Here is a 12263-nt window from a genome sequence, read left to right as displayed (position 1 = left end):
ATTTCGTGTAAACGGTTACATGTAATGAGGAGGGAAGAGAATGAGTACCATAAAAGATGTTGCAAAATTAGCGGGAGTATCTGTTGCGACCGTTTCCAGAGTGTTAAATAAGAACGGATATGTTCACGAAGATACGTTAAAAAAAGTAGAACGAGCAATTGAAATGCTGGATTATAAACCGAGCACAGTAGCACGTTCTCTGTATAATAAAAAGTCTCGTTTAATTGGTTTAGTCGTTCCGAACATTGTGAATCCATTCTTTCCAGAAGTTGCACGTGCCGTAGAGGATGTAGCGCATAAACAAGGTTACACAGTCGTACTTTGTAATTCCGATGAGAGTTTAGAAAAAGAGAAACAATATATTGATGTATTGAAACAAAATAACGTAGATGGATTTATTGTAGCGACAAATCCACAAAATAGTATGAATTACATAAATCTATCTGTACCAGTTGTGGCAATCGATCGCATGTTCAATGAACGGATTCCAACCGTATATGCAGATAACTATGCGGGGATTCAAGAAGCGACCAAGTTGCTATTAGAAAAAGGGTGTAAACACATCGCGCATATTCGTGGTCCCCGTGACGTAAGCACAGCAAATGAGCGTTTTGAAGGATTTGTGGATATGATTACACAATATAGGCTTTCTTATATGATTGCAGAAAGTACATTTGATCCAGCAGATAGTGAACGTGTGGCAACGGAGCTGTTAGAAGAGTACCCGCATATTGACGGTATTGTAGCTGGAAATGATTTAATTGCAATTGGTGTAGTAAAAGCAGCATTGCAAAAGGGAATCTCAATTCCAGACGATTTGCAAATTATTGGATTTGATGGTATTTCATTAACGGAAATGATGTACCCATCCATTACAACGGTTGCACAGCCTATTTATGAGATGGGGCGCATTGCAACTGAATTATTGTTAGAACAAATGGAAGGAAAACCATTAGAAATTGAACATTATCGTTTACCGATTAAAATTATAGAACGAAATACAACGAAGTAAGGAGATGAGATATATGCCAAACATTGCAGTAGTCGGCAGTATTTCAATGGATTTAGTCGCCGTTTCAAAAAAGCGACCGAAAGCAGGAGAGACGGTAATTGGTGAAGCGTTTCATACAGTGCCAGGAGGAAAAGGTGCCAACCAGGCAGTTGCTGCAGTTCGATTAGGTGCGAATGTAGCGATGATTGGAGCAGTAGGAGATGACGCTTATGGTAAAATTGTTAGAAATAACTTAGAGAATGAACGTATTTTTATCGATTGTGTGGTACCGGTTACAGGTGAAACGACAGGAATCGCTCATATCGTTTTGGCGGAAGAAGATAACAGTATTGTTGTTGTACAAGGTGCAAATCGGCTTGTGAATGAGCAAATTGTAGATTGTGCAAAAGATCTTCTCGTAAAAGCGGATATGGTTGTACTGCAGTTGGAAATACCACTGGAAACAGTGGAATATGTTCTTAATATTTGCGAAGAGCATAAAATTCCAGTGATGTTAAATCCAGCACCGGCACAATTTTTATCAGCAGATATTTTGGAAAAGGCAACATATATTACACCAAATGAGCATGAGTGCCGCATCGTATTAGATGATTTTACGTCACCAATTGAAGAGTTACTTGCGAAATACCCAAATAAGTTATTGATGACAGAAGGTAGTAAAGGCGTTCGTTTCCATAATGGTACAGAAGTTGTTCATGTTCCAAGCATTTCTGTAGAAGTAGTAGATACGACAGGAGCTGGCGATACTTTTAACGGTGCATTAGCGGTTGCACTTGCGGAAGGTGAGCTACTGGAAAAAGCAATTCGATTTGCAAATATTGCTGGTGGTCTTTCTGTAACAAAGCTCGGAGCACAAGGCGGTATGCCAACACGGGAGAGACTCCGAGAAGTGCAGGTGATTGTCGGATGAAAAAGCATGGAGTATTAAATAGTGAAATCGCTGCTGTGCTTGCTTCACTTGGGCATACAGATACAATTGTGATTGCGGATTGTGGCTTACCAATTCCTGACGGTGTGAAACGGATTGATTTAGCTGTTGAACTTGGAAAACCATCTTTTCTAGATGTATTACAAGTTGTAGCAGATGATATGGCAGTTGAAAAACTAACATTAGCAGAAGAAATTACTACGTATAATGCAGAGGTAAACCAAGAAGTTGAAGAACGCTTGAAAGAGGCTGCTGTTGAATATGTAGCTCATGAACAGTTTAAAGAACGTACAAAACAGGCGAAGGCAATTATTCGTACAGGAGAAGCAACACCATATGCGAACGTTATTTTACACGCAGGCGTGATTTTTTAATAAAGGGATGTGATGAGAATGCGAATTGAAATGAAAAATATTTCAAAAGCGTTCAATGGCAATCCTGTTTTGAAAAATGCACAGTTTAGCATTGAAACAGGAGAAGTCCATGCACTGATGGGGGAAAATGGAGCAGGTAAATCAACGCTCATGAAAATTTTAACAGGTGTATATACAAGAGATGGTGGTCAGGTCACGATTGATGGACAAGAACGAACTTTTAAAAACGCGAAAGAAGCAGAAGAGTACGGAATTGCTTTTATTCATCAAGAACTAAACATATTGCCGAATTTAACAGTAGCTGAAAATATGTTTCTTGGAAAAGAGCTTATGTACGGAAAAACAGGTATTCTGCGTACGCGTCAAATGAATGCTATTGCGCAAGAGCAATTAGCAAGTCTTGGGCTACATGTAAAAGGGGCTATGCTCGCTGGGGAATTATCTGTTGGGCAACAGCAAATTATTGAAATTGGTAAGGCATTAATGACAAATGCAAGCGTTATTATTATGGACGAGCCTACCGCGGCTTTAACAGATCGTGAAATTGAAACACTCTTTACGGTTATTAATAAATTACGCACAGAAGGTGTATCGTTCGTTTATATTTCACATCGTATGGAAGAAATTTTTTCAATCTGTGACGCTATTACTATTTTACGTGATGGAGAATATGTGGGAACACGGTTAATTCCTGAAACGTCATTTGATGAAGTGGTAAGCATGATGGTTGGCCGTAGTATTGGTGAACGTTATCCAGAGCGAAATGCTAAGATTGGCGAAGTTATTTTTGAAATGCGTAACGGCACGAAAAAAGGAAAGTTTGAAAATATTTCGTTTCAAGTGAGAAAAGGAGAAATTCTCGGTGTCGCTGGATTAATGGGAGCTGGTCGCACAGATATTATGAAAGCGATTTTTGGCTATGAACCATTAGATTCAGGGCAAATATTAATCAATGGACGAGAGGTGAAAATTGACAGTCCAATTGATGCGATAAGGCAACGGATTGCTTTTATTACTGAAGATAGAAAATCCGAAGGGCTTGTATTAGACTTTTCTATTCGTGAAAATTTAGCATTACCTAATTTAGAAAGTCTTTCAAAAGGTAGTGTGATGGATAAAGGAACGGAAGAGCAGTTTACAAGGGATATGATGAAGCTTCTGAATGTAAAGGCGGCAAATGGGGAACAGCCTGTCAAATCACTTTCTGGTGGCAATCAACAAAAGGTCGTTATTGCAAAGTGGCTAGGAATACAGCCGCAGTTGTTAATTCTAGATGAACCAACGCGCGGCGTCGATGTTGGAGCGAAAAAAGAAATTTACTCAATTATGAATAAGATTACTCATCAAGGCGATGCCGTTATTATGGTTTCATCCGAATTACCTGAAGTATTAGGAATGAGCGATCGTGTTCTTGTTATTCATGAAGGAAAAGTAGGCGGCATTTTAGAGAAAGATAAAGCAACACAAGAGTCCATTATGGCATTAGCTACAGGGGGAGAATAAGTTATGGCTAAAAAGGGGAATGTTCTGCAACAACTCGGTTCTTTAATTGGATTAGCACTTATTATCGTAGTTATTACGGCATTAAATCCAGCATTTATTGAAATTCCAAACTTATTTAATATTTTAAGGCAAGTATCGATAAATGCACTCATTGCATTTGGAATGACCTTCGTTATTTTAACAGGAGGTATTGACTTATCGGTGGGTTCTATTTTAGCATTATCAAGTGCACTTGTTGCTGGAATGATGGCAAGTGGCATGGATCCGTTCCTGGCAATGGCAGTTGGACTATTGGCTGGTCTTGTAATGGGGATTGTAAACGGTATCATCATTGCGAAAGGAAAAGTGGCACCATTTATTGCGACTTTAGCAACAATGACCATTTTTCGTGGGCTCACACTTGTTTACATGGACGGACGTCCGATCACTGGCCTTGGTGATCATTTAATGTTCCAAATGTTTGGTCGTGGCTATTTCCTTGGTATTCCGGTGCCAGCTGTAACGATGATGATTGCTTTCGCAGTTCTGTACTTCATTTTAAAGAAAACGACATTTGGTCGCCGTACTTTTGCAATTGGTGGGAATGAAGAAGCAGCGGCATTATCAGGTATTAATGTAGCGAGAATAAAAGTAATGATTTACGGTCTTTCTGGAATTTTGGCAGCGCTTGCGGGTATTGTCTTAACATCACGATTAGATTCTGCACAGCCAACTGCTGGTACTTCTTATGAATTAGACGCAATTGCTGCAGTTGTATTAGGAGGAACAAGTCTTTCGGGCGGAAGGGGTTGGATTGTCGGCACCTTCATTGGTGTACTGATTATCGGTGTATTAAATAACGGTCTAAATTTATTAGGCGTATCTTCCTTTTTCCAACAAGTTGTCAAAGGACTTGTTATCTTACTTGCTGTATTAATTGATCGTCGAAAAGAAGCGTAATGGAGGGACAATTTATGAAAAAATGGTTACTTGTACTCGTTGCACTTATCATGGTAATCACTGCTGGTTGTTCAATGGAACCGCCAGAATGGGCGAAGGATTCTAGCGATAAAGGTCGAAATAAAACTATTAAAGTTGGATTTTCTGTTTCCACTTTAAATAATCCATTTTTCGTTACGTTGAAAAAAGGTGCAGAAAAGAAAGCGAAAGATAGTGGCATTGAGTTGATTGCTGTTGATGCGCAAAATGATGCAGCGAAGCAAACGAATGATGTCGAAGATTTAATTCAAAAAGGCGTTGATGTCGTTGTGATTAATCCAACTGATTCAGATGCGGTTGCTTCAGCTGTAAGTGCAGCGAATGCGGCAAATATCCCTGTTATTACAGTGGACCGCGTTGCAAACTCAGGAAAAGTTGTTTCACACATTGCATCAAATAATGTAGAAGGTGGCAAAATGGCTGGTGACTACATTCGTGAACTTGTTGGTGAAGGAGCAAATGTCGCTGAGTTAGAAGGGATTCCTGGATCTTCTGCTGCTCGTGAGCGCGGGAAAGGATTCCATAACGTAGCTGACAAAGGATTAAAAGTTGTTGCAAAACAAGCTGCCGATTTTGATCGTGCCAAAGGATTATCAGTTATGGAAAACATATTACAAGCAAATAATGATATTAAGGCAGTATTTGCTCATAATGATGAAATGGCATTAGGGGCGCTTGAGGCATTAAAATCTGCTGGGAAAGCAGATGTCGTGGTTGTTGGATTTGATGCAACTGACGATGCTGTGAAGGCAGTTAATGATGGGCGTATGGCAGCAACTGTTGCGCAAAAACCAGGGTTAATCGGAGAGAAGGCGATGGAAACAGCAAAACAAGTGAGCCAAGGTAAAAAAGTGGAAAAATTCATTCCGATTGAATTAGAGCTTATTAAGAAAAAATGAAATATAAACTTACATTTAGGAAGGAAGAAATACAAATGAAATTTTTTATTGATACAGCAAACATTGATGAAATTAAAGAGGCAAATGATTTAGGCGTATTAGCAGGTGTAACAACAAATCCATCACTTGTAGCAAAAGAAGGCGTAGATTTCCATGAACGTATTCGTGAAATTTGCAGCGTTGTAGAAGGACCTGTAAGTGCAGAAGTAATTAGCTTAGAAGCAGATAAAATGATTGAAGAAGGAAAAGAATTAGCAAAAATTGCTCCAAACGTTGTTGTTAAAGTACCAATGACAAAAGAAGGCTTAAAAGCAGTAAAAGCATTCTCTGATCTAGGAATCCGTACAAACGTTACGTTAGTGTTCTCAGCAGTACAAGCATTGCTTGCAGCGCGCGCTGGTGCAACATACGTATCTCCATTCTTAGGACGCTTAGATGATATTGGTCATAACGGTATGGACTTAATTCGCCAAATTGCTGATATCTTTGTAATTCACGACATTAAAACAGAAATCATCGCAGCATCTGTACGTCATAGCGTTCACGTAACTGATGCAGCATTAAACGGTGCACATATCGCAACAATTCCAGCGAATGTAATCGGAGCATTAGTAAAACACCCATTAACAGATCAAGGAATTGAGAAGTTCTTAGCTGATTGGGAGAAAACACAAGGGAAATAAGTATGAAAGAAAATCACAACTCATTTGTTTGAGTTGTGATTTTTTGTTATATAGAAAAGCTTAATCAGTTTGTCGTACTGTTAAAAGTCATTCACCTTTTTTCTCACTTTCTGTTTAAGTTTAAAAAATAAGCGATTACTATGTTCTTCATTTTCTACTAAAAGTTTATATGCTTCTAATATTGCTGCTATGCGAATGAAAATGTAGATACCAACAGCAATTAATGCCACACAAATCGGATAATAGGGAACTAAAACTCCTGAAGTTATATTTTTTTTCTCTAACAAAAATGGTATTCCACCTGCTGCTATTGAACAAATTCCAACTACTATTACTGGAGCATATCTCTTTTTAATAGTTGTATATTTTGCTGCTAACTCTTTAAGAAAGTTTTGATCAAACATCAAAGTCTCTTTTTTAAGGGTTTTATATTTATTATCTTCTATAGATATGGCTGTCACAATCGTTCCGATACCGAGGACAGCAATTATAATGATAAGAAATGTATAGATTGCTGGATCCTGTTTAAAAAGCAAATATGGTACGGAAGATAAAATAAGTAGGCTAAACCCTAAAGCAATATATTTAGAAATTTTTTGTTCATACAACAAATACCCTTCTGCCATTTCTCTACTTACATAATATCCTGGTTCATTTTCACTGCTTTGCTTAGCTGTATCCTTTAGTAAATAATCAACAGATACTTCGAAAATATTTCCAATCATTAAAAGTTTTTCAGTTTCAGGAAATCCTTGACCATTTTCCCACTTACTAATCGCTTGCCTTGAGGTGTTTAATTTTTCAGCTAAAGCCTCTTGAGAAAGGCCTTTTTCTTTTCTTAACTTAAAAAGTTTTTCACCAAAAGCCATATGTATAACCCCCTTTGTTTTGATAACTAAATTGTATATAAACATTGCTGTCTGTTCTATCCTATGAGAAATGCACTTTGTCAACTTACGGTTGCAATTATGTTATTATGATGCATTTTTTATATGATTTAACTGTATAACCAATATTTAGAATTTTCAAGCGTTAAAATCGCCGAATGCTATGTTATAACGATTTCAAAAACAAAGGCTTATCAAATACTGTAGGGAAAAGAAATATTTCCAAGGAAATTGTCGAGATATATGCAAGAGTTATCCAATCTCTATTGGAAATGATGAAAGGGAACCTGCAGGGTTTTGGAAGAGATTTTTAGCTTGTATTGTTGATGGGTTATTGATTGTTCCTATGTATATTATGTTTTTAAGTTTAGATGTATCCAAGTCTCATACGGAAATAATCGTAAATATTTTAAACTTGTTATATTTCTTGATTGTACCTGCAATATGGTTAGGGTTTACAATAGGGAAGAGAGTGATAGAAATCCAAGTTATTCGTATAGATGGCGAAAAGATTACATTATGGACTACATGTAAGCGTTATTTGATAGCTATGATTGTATATATACTTACATTAGGAATTGGCTTTATCATTTTAACCGAGAAGCCCCCTTCCTCTAAACGAAGTGAAGGTGGGGGTAGTTCAATGTAAGTGCATTTATGGTAGGGTTACGTGAGGATAAAAGAGCAATTCGTGATCTGATTGCTGGGACACAAGTGATAGAAGTATTAGATGAATAGAAGATAAAGGCGACCCAAGTTATTACATAGATGAGGATACTAGAATAACTCCTGGATCATACAATATAACATTAACTGATATTCAGGATGGACATGTTACAGCATACGTCCTAGATACAAAGTGCTTTCAGTAAAACACTTACTTGAAAATAAAAAGACAATGATGGGACTCTAGCCCATCATTGTCTTTTTCACTTTTCCTCTTACATAAATCATAGAAGCAAATGTGAGTAAGAATGCGGTTCCAATTACAAAGCTTACGCTCGGTGATGCACCGATTATCCCCACTGTAAAAGATCCTGCGACAACGCCTAATGAGAAGAACGCATAAAATAATCCGAATGCCTTCCCGCGTTTATCTTCAGTTGTATTTTCAACGAGTAAAGCATTAATAGATGGGAAGAGGATGGCGAATCCAATTCCATAAATCATCATCACAACAAAGAGCATACCTTTTGTTGTAAAGATGCCAAGTAATGATAAGGCAAATGCCATGACTGCAATACCAATTAGCATCATTTTTGAACGGTCAAAGCGGTCAAAAATACGATTTGTCGGTAGCAAGAAGAAGAGGATAGCGGTAATCCCAAATACACTTAGCATCATGCCTGTTGTTGATGCTTTAAGCGCTAATGCTTCTACTTTTACGGGTAACATATATGTGACGATTCCTTGTGAAAACATCAATGTAAAAGCGCCAATATATGCTTGTAATAATGGTTCGGATTTTAGTAATCCTATCATATCTTCTTTGTTCATCATTTGAGTTCGTGAAGTATCTTTTCTAGTTACATTGTTTGGTAACAAGAAAAGGGAAACGATTGTACCGAGTACCATTAAAATCGAAATCGTAATAAAAACCCATTCAACGCCTGCAGTTGCTTTCATAATTCCACTGAAGGCAGGACCAACGATAGCTGCTGTTCCGACAGCAGCACCGGATAGTGCCATTGCTTTTCCTTGTTTTGTAGATTTCGTTTGCTTAGATAGGAAAGTAAAGGCTGCAGGGATTAAGAAACCATCACTAAATCCGTGTAAAAAGCGAACGACAAGTAATTGTTCGCCGCTCTGAACAACGGTATACAATAATACTATGAAACTCGTAATTCCCATGCTTATATAAAGTACTTTCTTTGCTCCAAACTTATCAACAGATGCACCTGCGATAATATTGCCGATCATATTGGCAAACGAGTACATTCCGACAACAAGACCGATAATAAGGGGAGTTCCACCAAGGCTTTGCGCGTAAGTACTCATAATTGGTAATTGTGAAAATGTATCTAAAAACGCTACGATAACAATAAAATAAATGAAATATTTCAAGTGATGTTCACCTCTCCTCTGCTATTATGGCACAATGCGAAATTCACCTGCAATGAAATTGAATTAACAGATGTGGGAAAAAAGTACAAAGTGACAAAAAAGTGAACTTTTTCTGTTAAAATTTAGTGAAATTTAGATTAGTATTTTGGAATATATGGATAGTAGTACTATAATAAAATTGTAAACTTCACCAGGTTAAGTATATACATAGAGAGGGATGCATAAAATGAAAGCATTACTTTGGCATAATCAACGTGATGTAAGAGTAGAAGAAGTTCCAGAACCAACTGTACGACCAGGAGCAGTAAAAATCAAGGTTAAATGGTGTGGTATTTGCGGAACAGATTTACATGAATATTTAGCAGGACCTATTTTTATTCCAACAGAAGAACACCCACTAACACATGTGAAAGCACCTGTCATTTTAGGTCATGAATTTAGTGGTGAAGTTGTTGAAATCGGTGAAGGCGTTACAACTCATAAAGTAGGGGACCGCGTTGTTGTAGAACCTATTTATTCTTGTGGTAAATGTGAAGCTTGTAAACATGGTCATTATAACGTTTGCGAACAACTTGTTTTCCATGGCCTTGGTGGCGATGGCGGTGGCTTCTCTGAATATACTGTAGTACCGGCAGATATGGTTCACCATATCCCAGATGAAATGACTTATGAACAAGGCGCACTTGTAGAACCAGCAGCAGTTGCAGTTCATGCAGTGCGTCAAAGTAAATTAAAAGAAGGTGAAGCTGTAGCTGTATTTGGCTGTGGCCCAATCGGACTTCTTGTTATTCAAGCTGCTAAAGCGGCAGGTGCAACACCTGTTATTGCAGTTGAGCTTTCGAAAGAACGTCAAGAGTTAGCAAAATTAGCAGGTGCTGATTACGTCTTAAATCCAGCAGAACAAGATGTGCTAGCAGAAATCCGTAACTTAACAAACGGTTTAGGTGTAAATGTTAGCTTCGAAGTAACAGGCGTTGAAGTTGTACTTCGTCAAGCAATTGAAAGTACAAGATTTGAAGGTCAAATAGTTATTGTCAGCGTATGGGAAAAAGACGCAAAAATCACTCCAAACAACTTAGTATTAAAAGAAAAAGAGCTTGTTGGTATTCTTGGATACCGTCACATCTTCCCATCTGTTATTAAATTAATTAGCTCTGGTCAAATTCAAGCAGAGAAATTAATTACGAAAAAAATTACAGTAGATCAAGTTGTAGAAGAAGGATTTGAAGCGCTTGTAAAAGATAAAAATCAAGTGAAAATTCTTGTTTCACCTAAATAACATATAATATAGAAGAAAGTAGTCTTTTTCTAGAAATAGAAGAAGGCTACTTTTTTTATGTATAGAAAGGTGATAGACTTTCCTTTGAAGAATTAGCTTGAGTATGAAGGGAGAGTCGTATGCTTTCATTTTTACTTACTTTGAAACGAATGTTAAAAGCTTGTTTAAGGGCTTGGAAAGATAAAGAATTTCAAGTGTTATTTGTGTTAACCATTCTAACGTTAATATCAGGGACTATTTTTTACAGTACGGTAGAGGGATTGCGCACAATTGATGCATTGTATTTTAGCGTTGTAACGTTAACGACAGTTGGTTATGGTGATTTTAGCCCACAAACAGACTTTGGAAAGATTTTTACGATCTTCTATATTTTCATTGGAATTGGTTTAGTGTTTGGGTTTATTCATAAACTAGCAGTAAATGTTCAATTACCAAATATATTATCAGGTCGAAAAAAAGAGTAGAAGCAATCAGGTGCATATCTTGATTGCTTTATTTTTTTTACAATATTTTAGCTGTTTCTTTGCAGAGGATTAATATTTGTCCACTACAATGAAAATTACAGGATTAATAATGATATGAACATTTGCATCATTTATTTTCTCAATAAAAATCAAGAGAAAGGTAGTGTATTCTAATCATAGGTTAACTATATGCTATTAATTATATATTAAAAGAATGAGTAATGGGGGTTCCGTATGAAAAAGAAAGTATTAGCCTTAGCAACAGCTATTACATTAGTAGCACCATTGCAAAGTGTAGCATTTGCCCATGAAAATGAGGGCGGAAATAAGGTAAGAATCATTCAATATTGGTCTGCTGAAGATAAGCATGCAGAAGGCGTAAATTCCCATTTATGGATTGTCAATCGCGCAATTGATATTATGTCCCGTAATACAACGATTGTACAACAAGATCAAGTGGCACTATTAAAGGAATGGCGTACAGAGTTAGAGAATGGTATTTATGCTGCTGATTATGAAAATCCTTACTATGATAATAGTACATTTGCTTCTCATTTCTATGATCCTGATACAGGGAAGACATATATTCCTTTTGCTAAGCAAGCAAAAGAAACTGGAGCTAAATACTTTAAACTTGCAGGTGAATCGTATCAAAAACAAGATATAAAACAAGCATTCTTTTATTTAGGTTTATCGCTTCATTACTTAGGGGATGTCAATCAACCAATGCATGCAGCAAACTTTACGAATCTTTCTTATCCACAAGGTTTCCACTCCAAATATGAAAATTTTGTAGATACAGTTAAAGATAATTATAAAGTAGTTGATGGGAATGGATATTGGAATTGGAAAGGAACGAATCCTGAAGATTGGATTCATGGAGCAGCTGTAGCTGCTAAGCAAGATTATGCTGGCATTGTAAATGATACTACAAAAGATTGGTTCGTTTGGGCAGCTGTATCGCAAGAATATGCTGATAAATGGCGTGCAGAAGTTACACCAGCAACAGGAAAACGTTTAGTAGAAGCGCAGCGTGTCACAGCTGGATATATTCAGCTTTGGTTTGATACATATGGGAATCGCTAGAAGGTGCGGTACTTCTTAAAAAAACATATAGGTATAATGAATCATAATCCAATGTAAGTAAACATTTCTATGAAATAGTTAAAAAGTTTCTTCGTAAAGAAGAAAC

General features: G+C 37.0%; 13 protein-coding genes. 11 read left to right on the top strand and 2 right to left on the bottom strand.

Features of this window, described 5'->3' with window-relative positions; translation table 11 throughout:
* Positions 1 to 40 precede the first annotated feature (40 nt).
* Genes HRG09_RS07955 through fsa form a run of 7 tightly spaced genes read left to right on the top strand, consistent with a single transcriptional unit; the run spans position 41 to position 6377 of the window.
* Entirely contained in the window at positions 41 to 1012 is a 972-nt protein-coding gene (locus HRG09_RS07955) for a LacI family DNA-binding transcriptional regulator (protein WP_174100280.1), read from the top strand.
* Positions 1013 to 1025: 13 nt separating this feature from the next.
* Positions 1026 to 1922, top strand: a complete 897-nt coding sequence (rbsK, locus tag HRG09_RS07950; protein WP_174100279.1) for a ribokinase — start codon at positions 1026 to 1028, stop codon at positions 1920 to 1922.
* A complete protein-coding gene (gene rbsD, locus HRG09_RS07945) occupies positions 1919 to 2314 on the top strand; it encodes a D-ribose pyranase (RefSeq protein ID WP_174100278.1) in 396 nt (131 codons plus the stop codon). Before rbsK ends, rbsD begins: the two co-directional genes overlap by 4 nt.
* Positions 2315 to 2332: 18 nt before the next feature.
* Positions 2333 to 3817, top strand: coding sequence for a sugar ABC transporter ATP-binding protein (locus HRG09_RS07940; protein ID WP_174100277.1), 1485 nt, complete (start codon positions 2333 to 2335; stop codon positions 3815 to 3817).
* 3 nt (positions 3818 to 3820) lie between these two features.
* Positions 3821 to 4756 (top strand): ABC transporter permease subunit, encoded by a 936-nt coding sequence (locus HRG09_RS07935; RefSeq protein ID WP_174100276.1) that lies wholly within the window; start codon positions 3821 to 3823, stop codon positions 4754 to 4756.
* 14 nt (positions 4757 to 4770) lie between these two features.
* Positions 4771 to 5694, top strand: coding sequence for a ribose ABC transporter substrate-binding protein RbsB (rbsB, locus tag HRG09_RS07930; protein WP_174100275.1), 924 nt, complete (start codon positions 4771 to 4773; stop codon positions 5692 to 5694).
* 35 nt (positions 5695 to 5729) lie between these two features.
* Positions 5730 to 6377 (top strand): fructose-6-phosphate aldolase, encoded by a 648-nt coding sequence (gene fsa, locus HRG09_RS07925; RefSeq protein ID WP_174100274.1) that lies wholly within the window; start codon positions 5730 to 5732, stop codon positions 6375 to 6377.
* A gap of 80 nt (positions 6378 to 6457) precedes the next feature.
* On the opposite strand, the gene HRG09_RS07920 is transcribed toward fsa, so the two are convergent.
* Positions 6458 to 7246, bottom strand: a complete 789-nt coding sequence (locus tag HRG09_RS07920; RefSeq protein WP_375335753.1) for a helix-turn-helix domain-containing protein — start codon at positions 7244 to 7246, stop codon at positions 6458 to 6460.
* A gap of 364 nt (positions 7247 to 7610) precedes the next feature.
* Here HRG09_RS07920 and HRG09_RS07915 point away from each other — a divergent pair, with 364 nt between their 5' ends.
* Entirely contained in the window at positions 7611 to 7913 is a 303-nt protein-coding gene (locus HRG09_RS07915) for an RDD family protein (RefSeq protein ID WP_254610042.1), read from the top strand.
* 260 nt (positions 7914 to 8173) lie between these two features.
* On the opposite strand, the gene HRG09_RS07910 is transcribed toward HRG09_RS07915, so the two are convergent.
* On the bottom strand, positions 8174 to 9328 hold the full coding sequence (locus HRG09_RS07910) for an MFS transporter (protein ID WP_174100272.1): 1155 nt from the start codon (positions 9326 to 9328) through the stop codon (positions 8174 to 8176).
* A gap of 226 nt (positions 9329 to 9554) precedes the next feature.
* Between HRG09_RS07910 and bdhA the strand changes: the two genes are divergently transcribed.
* The 3 genes from bdhA (at position 9555) to cerA (ending at position 12157) form a co-directional block, all read left to right on the top strand.
* On the top strand, positions 9555 to 10607 hold the full coding sequence (gene bdhA / locus HRG09_RS07905; RefSeq protein ID WP_174100271.1) for a (R,R)-butanediol dehydrogenase: 1053 nt from the start codon (positions 9555 to 9557) through the stop codon (positions 10605 to 10607).
* A 119-nt stretch (positions 10608 to 10726) separates the two neighbouring features.
* Positions 10727 to 11071 (top strand): potassium channel family protein, encoded by a 345-nt coding sequence (locus HRG09_RS07900; protein ID WP_174100270.1) that lies wholly within the window; start codon positions 10727 to 10729, stop codon positions 11069 to 11071.
* A 234-nt stretch (positions 11072 to 11305) separates the two neighbouring features.
* Positions 11306 to 12157 (top strand): phospholipase CerA, encoded by an 852-nt coding sequence (gene cerA / locus HRG09_RS07895; RefSeq protein WP_174100269.1) that lies wholly within the window; start codon positions 11306 to 11308, stop codon positions 12155 to 12157.
* The last annotated feature ends 106 nt before the right edge of the window (positions 12158 to 12263 follow it).

The organism is Bacillus sp. Xin1 (assembly GCF_013314535.1).
Classification (GTDB): Bacteria; Bacillota; Bacilli; order Bacillales; family Bacillaceae_G; genus Bacillus_A.
The sequence above is the reverse complement of the archived record's forward strand: the minus strand, read 5'-3'. Positions and strand labels throughout refer to the sequence as shown.